At 65.3% G+C, this 19,523-nt stretch carries 17 protein-coding genes; 12 read left to right on the top strand and 5 right to left on the bottom strand.

The window, feature by feature from the left end:
• Window positions 1-19 precede the first annotated feature (19 nt).
• Window positions 20-2,950 (bottom strand): pitrilysin family protein, encoded by a 2,931-nt coding sequence (locus IP68_RS14450; RefSeq protein ID WP_054135696.1) that lies wholly within the window; start codon window positions 2,948-2,950, stop codon window positions 20-22.
• Window positions 2,951-3,099: 149 nt separating this feature from the next.
• Between IP68_RS14450 and IP68_RS14445 the strand changes: the two genes are divergently transcribed.
• The 12 genes from IP68_RS14445 (at window position 3,100) to IP68_RS14390 (ending at window position 12,864) form a co-directional block, all read left to right on the top strand.
• A complete protein-coding gene (locus IP68_RS14445) occupies window positions 3,100-3,675 on the top strand; it encodes a NifU family protein (RefSeq protein ID WP_054135695.1) in 576 nt (191 codons plus the stop codon).
• 54 nt (window positions 3,676-3,729) lie between these two features.
• Entirely contained in the window at window positions 3,730-4,329 is a 600-nt protein-coding gene (locus IP68_RS14440; RefSeq protein ID WP_054135694.1) for a malonic semialdehyde reductase, read from the top strand.
• A 12-nt stretch (window positions 4,330-4,341) separates the two neighbouring features.
• Complete coding sequence (gene tsaB / locus IP68_RS14435) at window positions 4,342-5,004, top strand: tRNA (adenosine(37)-N6)-threonylcarbamoyltransferase complex dimerization subunit type 1 TsaB (protein WP_054135693.1); 663 nt, start codon at window positions 4,342-4,344, stop codon at window positions 5,002-5,004.
• A gap of 5 nt (window positions 5,005-5,009) precedes the next feature.
• A complete protein-coding gene (locus tag IP68_RS14430; RefSeq protein ID WP_231684025.1) occupies window positions 5,010-5,531 on the top strand; it encodes a GNAT family N-acetyltransferase in 522 nt (173 codons plus the stop codon).
• Window positions 5,532-5,701: 170 nt separating this feature from the next.
• A complete protein-coding gene (locus IP68_RS14425) occupies window positions 5,702-6,130 on the top strand; it encodes a MucR family transcriptional regulator (protein ID WP_054135692.1) in 429 nt (142 codons plus the stop codon).
• 157 nt (window positions 6,131-6,287) lie between these two features.
• Entirely contained in the window at window positions 6,288-6,710 is a 423-nt protein-coding gene (locus tag IP68_RS14420; protein ID WP_054135691.1) for a Fur family transcriptional regulator, read from the top strand.
• 6 nt (window positions 6,711-6,716) lie between these two features.
• The gene (locus IP68_RS14415; RefSeq protein ID WP_054135690.1) at window positions 6,717-7,556 is read left to right on the top strand and encodes a 1-acyl-sn-glycerol-3-phosphate acyltransferase; all 840 of its coding nucleotides are present in this window, start codon (window positions 6,717-6,719) and stop codon (window positions 7,554-7,556) included.
• 11 nt (window positions 7,557-7,567) lie between these two features.
• Window positions 7,568-8,953, top strand: coding sequence for a tRNA (N6-isopentenyl adenosine(37)-C2)-methylthiotransferase MiaB (gene miaB, locus IP68_RS14410; protein WP_054135689.1), 1,386 nt, complete (start codon window positions 7,568-7,570; stop codon window positions 8,951-8,953).
• Window positions 8,953-10,062 (top strand): PhoH family protein, encoded by a 1,110-nt coding sequence (locus tag IP68_RS14405; RefSeq protein WP_231684023.1) that lies wholly within the window; start codon window positions 8,953-8,955, stop codon window positions 10,060-10,062. Before miaB ends, IP68_RS14405 begins: the two co-directional genes overlap by 1 nt.
• Before the next feature lie 76 nt (window positions 10,063-10,138).
• Window positions 10,139-10,633, top strand: coding sequence for an rRNA maturation RNase YbeY (gene ybeY / locus IP68_RS14400; RefSeq protein WP_054135688.1), 495 nt, complete (start codon window positions 10,139-10,141; stop codon window positions 10,631-10,633).
• 63 nt (window positions 10,634-10,696) lie between these two features.
• Window positions 10,697-11,626, top strand: coding sequence for a hemolysin family protein (locus tag IP68_RS14395; protein WP_054135687.1), 930 nt, complete (start codon window positions 10,697-10,699; stop codon window positions 11,624-11,626).
• A 56-nt stretch (window positions 11,627-11,682) separates the two neighbouring features.
• On the top strand, window positions 11,683-12,864 hold the full coding sequence (locus tag IP68_RS14390; protein WP_054135686.1) for a glycosyltransferase family 1 protein: 1,182 nt from the start codon (window positions 11,683-11,685) through the stop codon (window positions 12,862-12,864).
• Between the two features lie 56 nt (window positions 12,865-12,920).
• Here IP68_RS14390 and IP68_RS14385 read toward each other — a convergent pair whose 3' ends face one another.
• The 4 genes from IP68_RS14385 to pepN all read right to left on the bottom strand — a co-directional run bounded on the left by IP68_RS14385 (window position 12,921) and on the right by pepN (window position 19,479).
• A complete protein-coding gene (locus tag IP68_RS14385; RefSeq protein ID WP_054135685.1) occupies window positions 12,921-14,246 on the bottom strand; it encodes a cystathionine gamma-synthase family protein in 1,326 nt (441 codons plus the stop codon).
• A 70-nt stretch (window positions 14,247-14,316) separates the two neighbouring features.
• On the bottom strand, window positions 14,317-15,720 hold the full coding sequence (locus IP68_RS14380) for a DASS family sodium-coupled anion symporter (protein WP_054135684.1): 1,404 nt from the start codon (window positions 15,718-15,720) through the stop codon (window positions 14,317-14,319).
• Between the two features lie 151 nt (window positions 15,721-15,871).
• On the bottom strand, window positions 15,872-16,645 hold the full coding sequence (gene pgeF / locus IP68_RS14375) for a peptidoglycan editing factor PgeF (RefSeq protein ID WP_054135683.1): 774 nt from the start codon (window positions 16,643-16,645) through the stop codon (window positions 15,872-15,874).
• Window positions 16,646-16,845: 200 nt separating this feature from the next.
• Window positions 16,846-19,479, bottom strand: coding sequence for an aminopeptidase N (gene pepN, locus IP68_RS14370; RefSeq protein WP_054135682.1), 2,634 nt, complete (start codon window positions 19,477-19,479; stop codon window positions 16,846-16,848).
• Window positions 19,480-19,523: the final 44 nt, after the last annotated feature.

The following is a 19,523-nucleotide window of genomic DNA, read 5'->3' as shown; positions in this document are numbered from 1 at the left end:
GTCTGGTTTCGGTCTGACCTCAGCGACCCGTGGGTGCGGGCGCCTCCTCGGGCAGGACCACGAACGACCATGCCTTGTCCTTGACCAGATATTTCGCGGCCAGCGCCTGCATCCTTTCGGGCGTGGTCACGGTGTAGTCCGGCAGGATCGTGCGCAGCGCAGAGATCCGGCGCGGATCGCGGGTCGCGCCTTGCAGCTGGTTGAGCCAGAAATTGTTGCCGGTGCTGGCCCGCGACACCAGCTGCCGCAGCGGTTCGGTCGCCCGGGACAGCTCGTCGGCGCTCACCGGCGTGGCGGCAAGGTCTGCTGCGATCGAGTTGGCGATGTCGAAGAACTTGCCGACATTTTCGGGCGCAAGCTGTCCGATCACGCCGACATAACCGCCCTTGTCGAATGCGATCGGCCAGTTGTTGAGCACCTGCGGAGCGTAGCTTGCCCCTGCCTGCGCGCGCAGCTGATCGAACAGGCGGCTGTTGAAGATCGCGGTCAGGATCTCGAGCTGGCGGCTTTCCTGGACATCGATGATGCCGCCGCCGGTCGGCCAGCCGAGGAACGCCGCCGCCTGATCGGGCGCACCTTCATGCCGCACCACGACGGGCTCTGCGGTGGGGGCGGGGAAGGTAAGCGAATCGGCACCGCTCACCACCGGAACCGCTGCGCGCGGGGGCAGAGCGCCAAAGGTCTTCTCGAGCGCGGCGAGTGCCTCGGCCTTTTCGAAATCGCCGAACAGCAGCACCTCGATCGGTCCCTGCGCGAGCAGGGGTTCCCAGGTGGCGCGGAACGCCTCGGGGGTGAGCGCGGCGGCATCCTGCGGGCTCGGCACCTTCCAGCGCGGATCGCGGTTGCGGGTGAGATAGCTCAGATCGCGCTCGAGCACCGTCTGCGGCGACATCGAGAAGCTGCGATAGGCCAGCTCGGTCCCCGCCTTGGCGCGGCGCACCGGGTTGGGGTCCCAGCGCGGCGCGGCAAGCTTGGCAGCGAGCAGCTTGAGCTGGTCGGCCAGATCGCTGCGGCGGGTGTCGGCGGAGAAGGCGAACGCGTCGTTCTCGATCTCGAAGCCGAAGCCGATGCGGCGGCCGTTGGTCAGCCGGTCGAGCCCTTCCTGCCCGATCTCGCCGACGCCGCTGGCGACCAGCGCGGCCTGGCCCGCCCAGGCGAGCGAAGGCTTGTCGGCGGGGAAGGCCTGATAGCCGTTGCCGAAGCGCACCTTGACCATGATCTTGGAGACTTCGGCGTCATTGGGATAGAGTATGGCCTTCACGCCATTCGACAGCTCGACCATCTCGATGCCCAGCATCCTCAGATCGGTGACTTGAGTCACCTTCCCCGGCGCGCCGAGGTCGGGCAGATCATCGAAGGTCACCGCTGCGGCCGCCAGCCTGGCGCTGGCATCGGCGGTCACGTCGCGGGTGAGCGCGGTGTTGAGCAGCTTTTCGGCTTCGGGCACGGCCTGGGGCGAGATCAGGATCGCACGCGTGGTAACTCCGCTGAACAGCCGCTGGGTCGCCTCGAGCAGCCGCTCGGGGGTGTACATCGCAGTCATCCCGCGGAACACGTCGAGCGCGGTCTGCGGTGCGGCGATGGTCTCGCGGATATCGACCGCGCCAATGATGTCGTCGGCCTGCTTGGATCCGGCCTCGGTCTCTGCGCTTTCGACGCGCACCGCGAGCGCGGCGTCGAACTCGGCCATTTCGCGGGCGATCTCTTCGGGCGTGGGGGCGGTGGTGGTGGCGTCGGCCAGCACGCCGCGCACATCGGCAAGCGCAGCCTGCCAGTCATCGCCGATCGGTACGATCGAGACGAACGTGCCGTCGACCGAGCGGCTGACGTCCTCGGCGTTCACCTGCGCCTGCAGGAAGCTGCCGCCGCCCCGCGCGCGGCCTTCGAGCCGCCGGTTGATCAACTGGGTCGCGACCAAGTCGATCAGCAGTTGCTGGTTATAGGCGATGGTGTCGTTGACCGGCTTCCACGGCCGCAGGATTCCCATGCTGACCAGATAGGGAAAGCCCGGCTCGACCATCGCGCGCGCCACCGGCTTTGCCGGGTCCGGCGCGCCGAAGCCGGGATAGGGGGCCTGCTTGCCCTTGACCTTCCAGTCGCCATAATGCGTCTTGATCAGCGCCTCGAGCGTTGCGGGCTCGACATCGCCTGCGATCACGATGACCGTGTTCTCGGGCCGGTACCAGCGTTCGTGGAAGGCGCGCACCGCTGGCGATGTCGCCGCGTTCAGTGTCTCGGGCTTGCCGATCGGCGAGCGTTCGGCAAGCTTCTGCCCGGCAAAGAACAATTGGCGCGTGGCATCGCCGACGCGCACCTGCGCGCCCGAACGCTCACGCAGCTCGGCCATCACCACCGGCACCTCGGCGGTCACTGCCTCTGCGGTCAGCCCTGGCTCGCGGATCATGCCCGACAGGATCTTCATGCTCTCGTCCAGCCCGGCGGGCGTCGCGGCGGGCAGGTCGAGCTTGTAGACGGTGTGGGTGGGCGTGGTCTCGGCGTTGCTGTCGCTGCCGAAGCTTGCGCCCAGCCGCTGCCAGATGCGAATCGCCTCGCCATCAGGAACATATTTGGACCCGCGGAAGGTCAGATGCTCGAGCAGATGGGCAAAGCCCTGCTCGGCATCGGTCTCCATCATCGATCCGGCATCGATCCGGACGCGGATGGAAACCTGGCCCGGCGGAACCCCGTTGCGCCTGACCGCGTAGCGCACGCCGTTGCTCAGCTCGCCAAAGGTCCATTCCTTGTCGACCGGCACGTTGCTGCCACGGTAAAGCCAGGGCGTCTTTTCACCCGGTTCCAGATTGGGCGGCCGCAGCGGCTTGCCATTTTCGTCGGTGCCGCTGGCCACGGGCTCGCCCGGCAGCTGGGCCACTAAAGGCGCGGAAAGAACCAGGGAAAGCGCCGCCAGCGCAGCGGCCACGCGCGCAGGGCGCATCAGGGGAAAGGTCATGCGGCAATGTATAGGCAGCGCAATTCTGACTGGCCAGTGAATATGCGGCAGAAGGTCTTCGCAATCCGGGCCGAATGCGGCGCCGGGGCTGGGCGGCTGAAAGAAAAACTGCCTTGCGAAGCGCGGGCCGCTGCCCCAGATACCGTGGCATGCTGATAGAAACCGAAACCACCCCGAACCCCGCCACGCTCAAGTTCCTTCCGGGCCGCAAGGTCATGGACATGGGAACCCGCGATTTCGCTTCGCCCGAAGAGGCCGTGGCCTCGCCATTGGCAGAGGCGCTGTTTGGCCTCGGCGATGTGTCCGGCGTGTTCTTCGGCCACAACTTCATTTCAGTCACCGCAGGGCCGGGGACCGACTGGTCCGCGCTCAAGGGCGATGTGCTTTCGGTGCTGCTCGACCATTTCTCCGCCGACATGCCGCTGTTCCGCGCAGCGACCGCAGCCGGGATCGCGGTTCCGGCAGAAGATGCCGACTGGCCGAGCAACCCCGAGGACGAGGATATCGTCGCGCAGATCAAGGAACTGATCGAGACGCGCGTCCGCCCCGCGGTCGCCAATGATGGCGGCGACATCCTTTATCGCGGGTTCGACAAGGGCGTGGTCTATCTGCAGATGCAGGGCGCCTGTTCGGGCTGCCCGTCGTCCAGCGCGACGCTCAAGCACGGCATCGAATCGCTGCTCAAGCATTATGTGCCCGAGGTGATCGAGGTCCGCGCCGCCTGACGCGCATCTGCCGATCATCCTCCCCCAACGCCTGCAACAAGGATCCCGGATTTCATGACTGCACCGCTCGACGACAGCGCGCTCGACCAGCTTTTCCGCACCGCGCGGACCTATAACGGCTATACCGACCAGAGCGTTTCGACCGAGCAACTGCATGCCATCTGGGACCTGATGAAGATGGGGCCGACATCGGCCAACATGCTGCCTTCGCGGCTGGTGTGGTGCGTGTCGGACGAGGCCAAGCGCAAGCTCGCGGCATGCTGCATGGAGGCGAACGCCACCAAGATCCTGGCAGCGCCGGTCTCAGTGATCATCGGCATGGACCTCGAATTTTACGAATTGCTGCCCGAGCTTTTCCCGCACACCGATGCGCGCAGCTGGTTCATCGGCGAGGGCAAGGAGCAGTTCCGCCGCGACTCCGCGCTGCGCAACTCGTCGCTGCAGGGTGCCTATTTCATCATGGCGGCGCGCGCGCTGGGGCTCGACACCGGTCCGATGTCGGGTTTCGACAATGCCGCAGTCGATGCCGCGTTCTTTGCCGATCAACCAAATGTGAAGTCGAACTTCATCTCCACGCTTGGCTATGGCGATCCGTCGACGATTTTCGACCGCAGCCCGCGCCCCGGTTTTGACCGCTTCAACACAATCGGCTAGCGCGGATCGGGTATGGCACCCGAACCCGATACCCTTCTCGTCATCGACACAGCCACCGAGGCATGCTCGGTCGCGCTGTTCGACCGCGGAGCGCTGATCGCCTCCGACCATGCGGTGATGGGCCGCGGCCATGCCGAAAGGCTGGTGCCGATGATCGCGCGGCTGCCTGGCAAGGGCCGCGCCGCAGCGGTTCTGGTCAACTGCGGGCCGGGCAGCTTTACCGGTGTAAGGGTCGGGCTCGCCGCCGCGCGCGCGTTGGGCCTCGCGTGGAACGTGCCGGTCAGCGGCTATTCCACGATGTCTCTGGTCGCCGCGATGGCGCTGGCAGAAGCCGCCGATGGCGCAGGGGTCGATGTGGCGATGACCGGCGGGCATGGGGAATATTTCGTCCAGGGCTTCGATGCCCGGGGTGTCGCGACCGGCGCGCTGGCCTCGCTGACGCCGGACGCTGCGGCGGCTGCCTGCACCCGCATGCATGTCGCAGGATCGATGGCGCAGGCGCTGGTCGCCGCGCGCGGTTTCGGCACGGCGCAGCCGATGCTGCCCGATGCAGGGTCCGCGCTGCTGCTCGCGCCCGACGCGCGCACGCTGGCGGCCGATCCGGTCTATGGACGCGGCGCGGACGCCAAGCCGATGGCGGTCCAGCCGCCTGCCCCCGCAGTCGCACCGGTTTGAGCGTGATGACCGGGGCCCGCAGCCCAGATGCTGATCCGCCGCCGTATCAGCTGATTTCCGGCCTCGCGGCCGAGGATGCGGTCGGGCCGATCATGCAGGTCATGCAGGCGGCGTTCGATCCGGTCTACGGCGAGGCATGGAACCACAGCCAGACCCGCTCGATGCTGGCGATGCCGCTGACGCACGCGATCGTCGCCGAAATTCTTCCGCGTCCGCCCGAAGCGCAGCCCGGTGAGCCGATCGGTTTTTCGATGTCGCGTCGCATCGGGGACGAGGAAGAACTTTTGCTGATTGCGGTGATGCCAGAATGGCGTCAATTTGGGGCTGGTTCTTCGCTTCTCACCCAAGTGATTGAAAATGCGAAAGATGCAGGCGTTGGCCGGATTTTTCTCGAGATGCGAAGCAACAATCCTGCCAGTCATCTTTACCATAAATTTGGTTTCACTCAGGTCGGTCTGCGCAAGAATTACTATAAGGGCGCCGATTCTAAGCTTTATGATGCACTGACACTTGCCCTGACACTATAAGTAGTTGCGCAAATTATCGGTTCCTTATCATGTTACATTTGCCAATCGAGTGGCGCTGACTGGCAACAATGACATTGACGCCAGCAGTCTGTTCTTGCATACCGCGCCCGTCCGGACATAGTGTCGGATTAAGGGTCGTTAATCAAAATATAGAAACGGGATCATTCATTATGGCGGACACCGAATTTGAAATGCACGAAACGCTGATCACGCTTACAGCAGACATTGTGGCTGCACATGTCAGCAACAACAGCGTTGCCGTGTCAGACATTCCTACCCTTATCGAAAACGTCCACCGTGCGCTCAATGGCCTGTCGCCGTCTGAAGTGGTGGCCGAAGTCGAGCGTCCCGAACCTGCGGTATCGGTGCGCGCCTCGATCAAGCCCGACTATATCGTGTGCCTGGAAGACGGCAAAAAGCTCAAGATGCTCAAGCGCCATCTGATGACCCATTACAACATGACCCCGGACGAATATCGCGCGCGCTGGAACCTGCCCGCCGATTACCCGATGGTCGCGCCGAATTACGCCGCCACCCGCCGCGAACTGGCCAAGAAGATTGGTCTGGGCCGCAAGCCGGGCAAGCGTCCGGTAAAATAACCGCTCGCGCCGCGCCGCCACCGCTGGCGGTTGCAATTGCTGCGATGCACGATAAATTGGCTGGCAGGCGCGGTATCGTCCGCGTCGGCCAGTCACGGTGCTGCCTTTGTGCGCAGCAGGTCTGGTTTGGACCATCAACGGCAGTCAAAGGGGCAGCATGCGCCAGAAAATCGACCTGGAGGCGCTGTGCGCCGATCGCGGCCTGCGGATCACGGATCAGCGGCGCGTGATCGCCCGCGTCCTGTCCGAAGCCGATGATCATCCCGATGTCGAGCGGTTGCACGAACGCGCCTCCGCCATCGACCCGCGCATCTCGATCGCCACCGTCTATCGCACGGTGCGGCTGTTCGAAGAGGCGGGCATCCTCGACCGCCACGATTTCGGCGACGGCCGTGCGCGTTACGAAGCCGCGCCCGAGGCGCATCACGACCATCTGATCGATGTCGAGACCGGCAAGGTGATCGAATTCGTCGATCCGGAGCTTGAAGCGCTGCAGAAACTGATCGCCGAAAAGCTGGGCTATCGGCTGGTCGATCACCGGATGGAACTGTACGGCGTCTCGATCGACCGCAAAGACTGACCGCGTATGAGCGAGGCTCTTGCGGCCCCCGCGCCTCCGCCGCCGCTGTATCCCGATACGCCCGACATGGCGCATCTGCACTGGCGTGATCCCGGGCCGATCGGCCGGGTGCGGCTGGCGCTGAGGGCAGGGCTGATCGTGGTGGCGCTGGTGGTGATGGTTCCGCTCTATTACATCTGGCGCACGCTGAGGCTCTCCAATCCCTGGCCCAAATTGTTCCTGCGCACCGTCGGCCGTGCCTGCGGCGCGCGGGTGAAGATCGTCGGGACACCGCTCAAGCGCGATGTGTTCTACATCGCCAACCATCTGAGCTGGCTCGACATCCCGGTCATCGCCGGACGCAACGGCAGCGCTTTCGTGGCGCAGGACGGCATCAAGAGCTGGCCGGTGGTCGGCTGGCTGTGCAAGCTCAACGACACCGTGTTTGTCTCGCGCAGCAACCGCATGGGGATTGCCGGGCAGATCAACGAACTGCGCGATGCGCTCAGCGAGACCTGGGCGATCACGATCTTCCCCGAAGGCACCACCACCGATGGCAGCAGCCTGCTGCCGTTCAAGTCGCCGCTGCTGCAGGTGCTCGATCCGCCGCCGCCGGGCGTGATGGTTCAGCCGATGTACCTCGATTACGGCGCGTCGGCGCATGACATCGCCTGGGTGGGGGAAGAGACCGCGCCCAACAACGCGCTGCGACTGTTCACCCGCAAGGGCAGCTTCGAGGTCACGCTGCATTTCCTGGAGCCGTTCAGCCCCGCCGATTTCCCCGGGCGCAAGGCGATCGCAGCCGAGGCGCGGGTGCGCATCGAGTCGGCGCTTTCTGCTTCCTTGGGCCGCATTCCGGCTGTATAGCGGCTGTATCCATGAGCCAATCCACCGATACACTTGTGCCCCCGTCTTCCGTGCCTGATGCGGAAGGCGGACCCCGCCGCTATTTCGTCACCTCGTTCGGCTGCCAGATGAACGTCTATGACGGCGAGCGGATGGGCGAGATGCTGAGCGCGCAGGGGATGCAGGCCGCAGACCAGCGCGAGGATGCCGATCTGGTGATTCTCAACACTTGCCACATCCGCGAGAAGGCAGTGGCGCGGGTCTATTCGGATATCGGTCGGTTGAAGCGCGAGGACGGTTCCAAACCGATGATCGCGGTCGCAGGCTGCGTCGCGCAGGCCGAGGGCGAGGAAATCGCCCGGCGCGCACCGACCGTCGACATCGTCGTGGGGCCGCAGGCCTATCACCGCCTGCCGCAATTGATCGAGCAGGCGCGCAGCACCCGGAAAACGGCGGTCGACACCGACATGCCTGCGGTCACCAAATTCGGTGCGCTGCCCGGACGCGCCCGCCAGCCGCGCCCTTCCGCCTTCCTCACCGTGCAGGAAGGCTGCGACAAGTTCTGCACCTATTGCGTGGTGCCCTATACCCGCGGTGCCGAAATCAGCCGCCCGTTCGCTGATCTGGTCGAGGAGGCCAAGGCGCTGGTCGATGGCGGGGTGAAGGAAATCACCCTGCTCGGCCAGAACGTCAACGCCTGGACGGGCGATGATGCCAGCGGCCGCAGCCAGGGGCTCGAAGGGCTGATCGAGGTGCTGGCCGCGATGCCCGGGCTGGAGCGGATCCGCTACACCACCAGCCACCCCAACGACATGACCGAGGGCCTGATCGCCGCGCACCGCGATATCGACAAGCTGATGCCCTATCTGCATCTGCCGGTGCAGTCGGGCTCGGATCGCATCCTCAAGGCGATGAACCGCAGCCACAATGCGGCGAGCTATCTCGCGATCATCGACAAGGTGCGGGCCGCACGGCCCGATATCGCGCTTTCGGGTGACTTTATCGTCGGCTTCCCCGGCGAGACCGAGGCGGACTTCCAGGCGACGCTCGATATCGTGCGCGCCGCCAATTACGCGCAGGCCTACAGCTTCAAATATTCATCGCGCCCCGGCACGCCCGCTGCCGACATGGAGGATCAGATCAGCCCCGAGATCATGGACGAGCGGTTGCAGCGCCTGCAGTCATTGCTGGGCGAGCAGCAACAGGCCTTCAACCAGACCACCGTCGGCCAGCGCACGCGCGTGCTGCTCGAACGCGAGGGCCGCAAGCCGGGTCAGCTGGTCGGCAAGTCGCCCTGGCTGCAATCGGTGCATGTCGTGGCGCCCGGCGCCGGGATCGGCGATCTGATCGATGTCGAACTTGTCTCCGCCGGGCCCAACAGCCTCGAGGGCCAGGCCCTTGCGCTGGTGACCGCCTGATGGCGCGCAAGCAGGGCGGCAGCAGCGGCGGCGACCGGCGCGGCGGCGATGGCGGCAAGTTTCGCGGCAAGCCCGAACCGCAGAGCGCCAGGCTCTCCCCGGTCTATGGCACCGATTTCCCGTTCAACCGACCCGAACCCGCCAACAAGGCGCGGATCGGGGTGGAGTTCGACGAGCCGACATTGCTCGGCCCGCTGTTCGGCCAGTTCGACAAGAACCTCGTCGCGATCGAGAACAGGCTTGGCGTCTATATCGCTGCACGCGGCAACCGCATCCAGATCGAAGGCGAGGCCGAAAGCGCGGCCCGCGCGCGCGACGTGCTGGTGGGTCTGCACAAAAGGATCGAGCAAGGTTTGGATATCGATGAAGGCGCGGTCGAGGCGCTGATCAGCATGTCGGCTGAGCCGACGCTCGAAGGCATCGTGCGCTCCGAGGTCGCAGAACCGCCCGGCATCATGATCCGCACGCGCAAGAAGACCATCGTGCCGCGTTCGGCGACGCAGACCGAGTACATGAAATCTCTGGTCCGCGACGACATCATCTTCGCATTGGGCCCGGCGGGCACCGGCAAGACCTATCTGGCGGTGGCGCAGGCGGTCAGCCAGCTGATCACCGGCAGCGTCAACCGGCTGATCCTGTCGCGCCCCGCGGTCGAGGCGGGCGAGCGGCTGGGCTTCCTGCCCGGCGACATGAAGGAGAAGGTCGATCCGTACCTTCGCCCGCTCTACGATGCGCTCTACGACACGCTGCCTGCCGAACAGGTCGAGCGGCGGATCGCCAGCGGCGAGATCGAGATCGCCCCGCTGGCGTTCATGCGCGGCCGCACGCTGGCTGACAGCTTCATCATCCTTGACGAGGCGCAGAACACCACCCCTGCGCAGATGAAGATGTTCCTGACCCGTTTCGGCATGAACAGCCGGATGGTGATCTGCGGCGACCCCAAGCAGGTCGATCTTCCCGGCGGCGTCGGCGCGTCTGGCCTTGCCGATGCGGTGAGCCGGCTCGAGGGCGTGCAGGGCATCGGCACGGTGCGCTTCACCGCCGCCGACGTGGTCCGTCACCCGATCGTCGGCCGAATCGTGGAGGCCTATGAGGGTAAGGATGCGTGAGGCTCGCATCACGCGGTCCCCATCATCTAGCCCGTCACCCCCGCGTTTGCGGGAATGACGGGACGGGCTTGATTCCATGATAGAAACCGAAACCTCCACCGATCCGCTGTGGCCGTCGGACACTGACTGGGAGGCGCTGGCTACCCGCGCCGTAGCCGCAGCCCTCGCGGTCAGCCCCTATGGCAGCCTCGCCGATGCGCGGCTCACCGTCTCGGTGAGCGTGCATTTCGGAACCGATGATGAGGTCCATGCGCTCAACCGCGACTATCGCGGCAAGGACAAGCCGACCAACGTGCTGTCCTTCCCGATGCTGGAACCAGATATGCTGGGGGCGCTGGCCAACACCGACGATGGCGAGGTGCTGCTCGGCGACATCATGCTCGCCTTCCAGACCTGCGCCAGCGAGGCTGCGGAGAAGGGCATCACGGTCGCGGCACACGCCACCCATCTGATCGCGCACGGCGCGCTGCATCTGGTGGGCTATGACCATATCGAGGAAGCCGATGCGGTGCATATGGAGGAGCTGGAAGTGAAAGCCCTTGCCAATCTGGGGTTGGACAATCCATATTGACGCAGCGTAATTGCGTGGCGCTTTCCCAAAACAACCAAGAGCGGGGTTAAGATACAGCCAGTCATGGCAGACGGAGACAGTAATGGCGGCGGTAAATCCGCTGCGAACGACGAGGGCACGGGGCGAATTTGGCGGGGTCTGAAGGCCCTGCTGTTCGGAGAAAGCCACGACCAGTCGTTGCGCGCCCAGCTCGAAGAGGCCATCGACGAGCATGAGGATGATGACGATGGCGACGGAGCTTCCGCCAAGGGAGACCTGTCCCGCGTCGAGCGCGAGATGCTGCGTAACCTGCTGCACTTCAGCGAGCACGACGTCGATGATGTCGCGGTGCCGCGCAGCGACATCATCGCCATCGACAAGCATGCCAGCTTCGATGCGCTGGTCCAGATCTTCGCCGAACACGGTCACAGCCGCGTGCCGGTGTACGAAGGTTCGCTCGATCACATCGTCGGCATGGTCCATATCAAGGACGTCTTCCCGATCATCGCGACCGATGGCCAGCGGCCCGAGACCTGGGACAATCTGATCCGCCAGCCACGCTTCGTTCCTGAAACCATGGGCGTGCTCGATCTGCTTGCCGAAATGCGCCAGACGCGTACGCACCTTGCTATCGTCATCGACGAATATTCGGGCACCGAGGGGCTGGTGACGATCGAGGATCTGGTCGAGGAAATCGTCGGCGACATCGAGGATGAGCACGACGACGAGCCCGAGACCTTGGTGACCCGCAGCGAGGACGGCAGCTGGGACGCGGATGCCCGCGCCGAGCTCGACGATGTCGCCAAGCTGATCGATTCCGCGCTGGGCGAGATCGACGAGGATGTCGACACGCTGGGCGGGCTGGCTTTCATCCTGGCGGGCGAGGTGCCCGCGCCCGGACGCATTCTGGACCACGAAAGCGGCTGGCGGCTGGAGATCGTCGATGGCGACGAACGCCGGGTCACGCGCATTCGCCTGCTGCCACCGGTCGAACAGGCCGTGGCAGAGGCGTGAGCGGCGGCCCACGCGCTCTGGCTTTTCGGTCGGCGCGCGCCTAAGGCGGGGCGATCATGGATATTTCCGATCTTCGCATCGCGCTGTTCAGCGGCAACTACAATTACGTGCGCGATGGCGCCAACCAGGCGCTCAACCGGCTGGTGGGCTGGCTGCTCGACCATGGCGCGGCGGTGCGTGTCTATTCGCCCACCACCAAGACCCCGGCGTTCGAGCCTGCGGGCGATCTGGTGAGCCTGCCCTCGCTGCCGATCCCGGGGCGCAGCGAATATCGCGTCACCACATTGCTGCCGCCGTCGATCAAGAAGGACCTCAACCGGTTCGCGCCCAACATCGTGCATGTCTCCAGCCCGGACAGCGCCGGGCACAGCGCGGTGCGCTGGGCGCAGAAGCACAACCTGCCGGTGCTGGGGTCGGTGCACACCCGGTTCGAGACCTATCCGCGCTATTACAACATGGCGTTTCTGGAGCCGGTGCTCGAGGCGATCCTGCGCCGCCTGTACCGCAAGTGCGACGCCATCGTCGCGCCGTCCGATTCGATGGCGCAGGTGCTGCGCGAACAGCGGATGAGCTATGATGTCGGCATCTGGTCGCGCGGCGTCGACAAGCACATCTTCAACCCGCAAGTGCGCGACATGGACTGGCGCCGCAGCCTGGGGCTGAAGGACGATGTCCCGGTGATCGGCTTTCTCGGCCGGCTGGTGATGGAAAAGGGCCTCGATGTGTTCTCAGACACCATCGACCGGCTGATCCGCCGCAACGTGCCGCATCAGGTGCTGGTGGTGGGCGAGGGGCCAGCGCGCGGCTGGTTCGAATCGCGGCTTCCCGGCGCGGTGTTCGCAGGCTTTCAGGGCGGGGCGGATCTGGGCCGTGCGGTCGCCAGCATGGATCTGTTCTTCAACCCCTCGATCACCGAGACCTTCGGCAACGTGACGCTTGAGGCCATGGCGTGCGGATTGCCCGTGGTCGCCGCGCGCGCGACCGGCAGCGAAAGCCTGGTCGAGCATGGCGTGACCGGCCAGTTGGTGCGCCCAGGTGCGACAGTGGAATTCGCCGATGCGCTGCAGGCCTATTGCGGCAATCCCGAACTGCGCCACGCGCGCGGCATGGCCGGTGTTCGGCGCAGCGAGAAATACAGCTGGGACCGGATCAACGGCGGACTGGCCGCGACCTATATCCGCCTGATCCGCCAACGCCAGGCGGGAAGCGGCGGCGTTCCCTACCGCGCCATCCGCTAGAAATGAGCCGCTGAAAGCTGCCCGGCCCCCGGACACGCCGAGGGCCGGACACAAGATCACACCGCTTCGAGCGCCTGTTCGAAATCGGCGATCAGGTCGTCGGGGTCTTCCACGCCGATCGAGATGCGCACCAGATTGTCGGTGATCCCCAGCGCCGCCTTGCGCGCATCGGGCACCGACAGATGGGTCATCGCCGCAGGGTGGCTGGCGAGCGTCTCGGTGCCGCCCAGGCTGACCGCCAGCTTGGCGATCACCATCGAATCGAGGAAGCGGAAGCTCTCGGCCTCACCGCCCTTGATGAACAGCGAGAAGGTCGATCCCGCGCCCGAGCAATGCCGGTCGAAGATGTCCTGCTGGCGCGCATCGTGGATCATGCCCAGATAGCCTAGGCCATCGACCTTGGGGTGCTGCGCGAGGAATTCGCAGACCTTTGCCGCGTTCTCGCCCGCGCGGTTCATGCGGAGCTCGACCGTTTCGAGCGACCGCATCAGCATCCAGGCGGTGTTGGGATCGCAGATCGTGCCGATGGTGTTGCGCAGCGCGCGCACCGGGTCCATCCACTTCTTGGGGCCCGAAAGTCCGCCTGCGACCAGATCGCTGTGCCCACCGACATATTTGGTGAGGCTGTAGACGACGATGTCCGCGCCATGGTGCAAAGGCTGCTGCCACAGCGGACCCAGGAAGGTGTTGTCGATCGCGATCGGGGTCGGGGTCTCGCCGCCCAGCACCGCGTCGCGCGAGGCTGCCACCGCCTCGATATCGACCAGCGCATTGGTCGGGTTGGCGGGGCTTTCCAGATAGATCATCGCGACGCGGCCGCCCTGCCTGGTCGCCATGTCCTTCGCCTGTTCCATCACCATGTCGATTTCCTCGCGGGTCGCGCCTGCGGGGAAGTCGAGATAGGTGATGCCGAAGCGCGACAGGATGCGCGCGATCATCGTCTCGGTCGCGGCATAAAGCGGACCCGAATGGACGATGACATCGTTGTTGCTGCAATAAGCGAGCAGCAGCGTCGCGATGGCCGACATGCCGCTGGAGAAGACCAGCGAATCTTCGGCATCGTCCCAGATGCTCAGCCGATCTTCGAGGATCTCCTGATTGGGGCCGTTGAAGCGCGAATAGACGAGGCCCTCGGCGCCGCCGGGACGCTTGCCGGTCAGCCCTTCGAAATGGCGCTTGCCCGCTGCTGCGTTCTCGAACGCGAAAGTCGAGGTGAGGAAGATAGGGGCTTTCAGCGATCCTTCGGAGAGCACCGGGTCGAAGCCATGGCCCATCATCAAGGTGGCAGGCTTGAGTTTGCGACCACCCAGAGTGGCCACCTTGGGCTTGGGCTTGCGGCGCGGGGTGGGGGTGGTGATCGGCTTGATCGGAGTGTCGGTCATGATTGGGTTCCTGCGGTCTGGGCGGGGCTTTGGCCCGTCCCTTGTTATGCTGCCATCTATGCCCGAGCGCTCAACTGATTACAAAGGAAACCACCCAGATCGTGCCGACCATGAGGGGAACGCCTGCGATATCGAGCATCAGCCCGGCCTTCAGCTGGCGCGGCAGCGAGATATTGCCGCTGGCCCAGGCGATCGCGTTGGGGCCGGTGCCCGAGGGCAGCATGAAGCCCCAGCTCGCCGCCATCGCCACCGGCATCGCGAGCAGCACCGGATCGACCCCCAGGGTCACGATCAGCGCCGCGACCACCGGCATCACCCCGCTCGCGGTGGCGACATTGCTGGCAAACTCGGTGACCAGCACGACCAAAGCGGTCAGCGCGAGTGCAATGACGATCAGCGGCACGCCCGCCAGCGGCTCGAGCGCGGTGCCGATCCAGCTGTCCAGCCCCGACGCGCCGATCCCCGCCGCGAGCGCCAGCCCGCCGCCGAACATCATGATCACGTCCCACGGCGCGCGATTGGCCTCCTTCCACACCAGCATCGGGCGACCGGTGCCATCGGGCAGGATGAACAAAGCAATCCCTGCAATCACCGCGATCGTTCCGTCGGTGAGCGCGCCTGCAGGCAGCATGTCGCTGAACCAGGGCTGCAGGATCCACGCGACCACCACCAAGACGATCACCGGCACCAGCCGCCGCTCGGAAACGCTCCACTGGTCCTGCCGTGCGATCGCGCTGCGCGCGGCATCGACATCGAAGGGGTGGCGGCTGAGCTTCTGCACACGGGCAAGGATATAGGCTGCGATCGGCACCGAAAGGATCACGATCGGCATGCCGTACGCCGCCCATTCGGCAAAGCCGATCTGCAGGCCGGTGGTCTTCTCGAGCAGACCTGCGGCAATCGCATTGGTCGGCGATCCGACCAAGGTGCCAAGGCCACCGATCGACGCGGCAAAGGCGATGCCCATCATCAGCGCGCCGGGAAGCCCCTCGGTCTCGCCCTCAGGCACATTGCCCGCGAGCAGCACCGCGCTGGCGATCGGCACCATGATCAGGGTGGTCGAGGTGTTCGAGATCAGCAGCGAAAGCGTCGCGGTCGCGATCATGAACGCGAACAGCAGTTGCGCCGAGGTGTGCCCCGATCGGTTGACGATCGCGAGCGCGAGCCTCTTGTGCAGCCCCACCCGCTCAATCGCCAGCGCCAGAAACGCGCCACCCAGGATCAGGAACAGGATCGGCGAGTAATATTCCGCCGCGATGTCGTTGGCGCTCATCACCCCGGTCAGCGGCAGCACCACGAACGGCAGCAGTGCGGTGACGGTCAGGGGCACGACCTGCGTCATCCACCATGCTGCCATCCACCACACCAGCCCCGCGGTGCTCCACGCCTGCGGTTCCATCCCGCCCGGCGCCGGCGTGACAAGGGTCAGCGCGAAACCCGCGATGCCGATGATGAGGCCCCAGATGTTGGTCAATGCGAACGTGTTCCCTCTTGTCTTCCCTCCCGCTTGCGGGAGGGGCAGGTTCAGCTTGCAGAACCGGGGTGGGCCTGAAAAGGCAAGACTGCAGCCCCACCCCGGCTTCGCCTTCGGCTCTGCCACCCCTCCCGCGAGCGGGAGGGGAGAGTCAGGATCGCAACCCGATCGCCCCCATCTGCCGGCCATAGTCCGGCTCGCCACGATGTGTCGCGCGGCGGAAGCTGTAATAGCTGTCCGCGTCCGAATAGGTGTCCACCCCGCTCACATGCACCGTGCCGATGCCGCACCCGGCGAGCCTTGCAGCGATAAAGCCCTCGAGATCGAACTGGTAGTGATCGGGCCTGCCTTCGCGGAAGAAGCGCTCGTTTTCGGGATCGGCCTCGCAGAAACGGACGTAGAAGCCGCTATCGACCTCATAGCTTTTCTGCTGGATGCATGGGCCGATCGCCGCGACGATCCGCGTCCGGTCCGCGCCGAGCTTTTCCATCGCGGCGACCGTCGCCTCGCCGACCCCGGCAAACGCCCCCTTCCAGCCCGAATGCGCCGCGCCGATGATCTGCGCCGCCTCGTCCGCGAACAGGATCGGCGGGCAATCCGCACCCAGCACGCCCAGCAGCAACCCGGGCCGGTCGGTGATCATCGCGTCGGCTTTGGGGCGGTCATCGATGGGGATCGCTGCGTTGACGCGGATGACATCGGCGCTGTGCACCTGATGCAGCGTCACCAAAGCCCCACCGGGCAAGATCGCCTCTGTCGCCAGCCTGCGGTTCTGCGCCACCGCTGCCGGATCATCGTCCGACCCCAAGCCGACGTTCAGTCCCGCGACCAGCCCGGTCGAAACGCCGCCGCGCCGTCCGGTAAAGCCGTGCGCTATTGCACCGAGGGCAGGCGAGGTGAGGAGGGGGAGGTCAGTATTGGTCAAGATGCGTTTCCCGTTACCCCTCTCCCGTGGAGGGAGAGGGCTGCGCAGACTTATGAGCGCAGCGAATTAGTCGAAGCTGGGTGAGGGCAGGGCGGCTATAGAGCAACCGCCCGTCACCCTCATCCAACTGCGCCTAGCATCTCCTTCGACAAGCTCAGGATCTGCAAGGCTTCGTATCCTTCTCCCACCGGGAGAAGGACCTATTCAAGGCTCTTCACCACCTGTTCCGTCGTGTCCTTCGAAAGCCCTGGCTGCGCGAGGATTCGCTCGAGGCACCCGCGCATCTTTGCCGCCCGATCCTCGTCGAACCGCCGCCAGCGACCCAAAGGTGCGATGAAGCGCGCGGTGGTCTGCGGGTTGATCGGGTCCAGCCGCAGGATGAGGTCCGTCAGCAGCTCATAGCCGCGTCCGCTGGCATGATGGAACGCCGCCTGGTTTGAGACGAACGGCCAGTAGAGCGCGCGCACCCGGTTGGGGTTGGTCAGCGTGAAATCCTTGTGCCGGATAAGCTCGAGAGTCTGCTCGTACACCTTGGCGTGCGACGAGCCGGTCTGCAGCGAGAACCATTTGTCGATGACCAGCGCATTGCCCTGATAGCGGTTGTAGAAGCTGTCGAGCGCGGTCTCGCGTTCGTCGCAGGCCATGCTCGCCAGCACCATCGTCGCGCCCTGCCGGTCGGTCATGTTGTCGGCCTGCGCGAACTGGCCAAAGGCGATGGTCGCGGCATCGGCGGCTTCGGCCGAGGCGATATAGCCCAAGGCCAGCGACTTGATCTTGCGCGCGCCGCGCGCCTCGCGGCTGAGCGAATAGGGCACAGCCGAGGCGCGTTCGTGCACGATCCGCCACTGGTCGATCAGCCGCGTGCCGATCGCCTTGCGCAGGGCGCGGCGCGCATCATGGATCGCCTCGGGGCGTACGATCAGCATCTGCTCGCCCAGGAACGCCTCGGTCGGCAGGCTGAGGATCTCGGTGCGCATCGAATCGTCGAGCCTCTGGTCGCTGACCAGATCGCCGAACACCGACAATATGTCCTCAAGCGCCGCGGCGCGCTCGGCTGCGGCGCCCTCTTCGCCGATATCCGCGATCAGACGGTCGATGACCAATTGCTGCAGCGCCTCATAGCGGGCGAACGGATCATCATCGTGGCGCACCAGGAACAACAGGTCGCCGCTGCGCCGCGCGACATCCATCGTCACTGGCGCGGAAAAGCCACGGTTGATCGACAGCACCGGCGGGTGGGCAAAGCCGGTAAAGGTCACGCTCTGCTCGCTCTGGGTAAGCATCACCAGCTGCTCGCCGCGATGCGCCTTCATGTCGCGATCGATGAGCGCGGTGCGCAGCGGGATCGGCATCAGCGGCTTGTCCTGCTGGCCTGGGGTGGGCGAGAATTGCTGGCGCAGATGCAGCGTTGCGGTGGCGCTGTCGGCATCATGTTCGAGCCGCGCCTGCACCTGCGGGGTGCCCGCCTGTTCGTACCAGCGGCGGAACTGGCCAAGATCGAGCCCCGCACCATCTTCCATGGCCCGGACGAACTGTTCGCAGGTCGCAGCCTCGCCATCGTGGCGCGCGAAATACAGGTCGCAGCCCGCACGGAAGCGCTCAGGCCCCGCCATCGTCGCCATCATGCGGATGACCTCGGCGCCCTTGTTGTAGATCGTCGAAGTATAGAAGTTGCTGATCTCCATGTAGCTGTCGGGTCGGATCGGGTGCGCGAGCGGCCCTGCATCTTCGGGAAACTGCGTCGCGCGCAGCATCCGCACATCCTCGATCCGCTTGACCGCTTCCGATCCCATATCCGCGGAGAAACACTGGTCACGATACACCGTGAAGCCCTCTTTCAGGCTCAGCTGGAACCAGTCGCGGCAGGTGACTCGGTTGCCCGACCAATTGTGGAAATATTCGTGCGCCACCACGCCCTCGATGGCGTCGTAATCATAATCGGTCGCGGTATCGGGATCGGCCAGGATGTAGCGCGAGTTGAAGATGTTGAGGCCCTTGTTCTCCATCGCCCCCATATTGAAATCGCTGACCGCAACGATGTTGAACACCGGCAGGTCGTATTCCAGGCCATAGACGCGCTCGTCCCATTCCATCGAGGCCTTGAGCGCCTGCATCGCATGCGCGGTGCGGCCCTCGTCGCCCTCGCGGACATAGATCGCAAGCTCGACCGGCGCACCGCTCATGGTGGTGAAATGGTCGCGGGTTGCCACCAGATCGCCCGCGACCAATGCGAACAGATAGCTCGGCTTGGGGTGCGGATCGTGCCAGCGGGCGTAGTGGCGCCCGCCCTCCAGATCGCCGGCATCTACCAGCGCCCCGTTGGCGAGCAGCACCGGGAAGCGGGCCTTGTCGGCGCGCAGCAGCACCTCATACACCGCCATGTTGTCGGGCCGGTCGACGAACGGGATGATCCGGCGGAAGCCCTCGGCCTCGCACTGGGTGCACAGCATGCCGTTCGACGCGAACAGCCCCATCAGCTGGGTGTTGGTATCGGGCGCGATCGTGGTGCTGAGCTGCACGGTGGCGCGGGGGGCGGAGACATCGACCGCGATCCCGTCGCCCTCGTGCCGCCAGTTGGCTGCCACGCCATCCACGCTGATCGAGCCGGGCAGCGCGCCGTCGCAGTCCAGCCGCAGCGGCCGCTCGTGATCGCCATTGCGCTCGATCTGCAGCGTTGCGGACACCTGGGTGGCGGACAGATCGAGGTCGAATTCGAGCGCGACCGTCTTCACCCACCAGTCGGGCGGCTGGTAATCGGCGCGGCGGATGACCGCGGGTTCGGCCGGGGCCTGAAGCGATGCCGGAGTGGCGGTTGCGGGTTGGATGTCTGCCATGGCCGCAACCCTAATGCCCGGCGCAGGCCGCGTCACGCCGTTTT

It is taken from the genome of Blastomonas sp. AAP25 (assembly GCF_001295965.1).
In the GTDB taxonomy this organism is placed as follows: Bacteria; Pseudomonadota; Alphaproteobacteria; order Sphingomonadales; family Sphingomonadaceae; genus Blastomonas; species Blastomonas fulva.
This window is presented reverse-complemented; position numbering and strand designations above follow the sequence as displayed.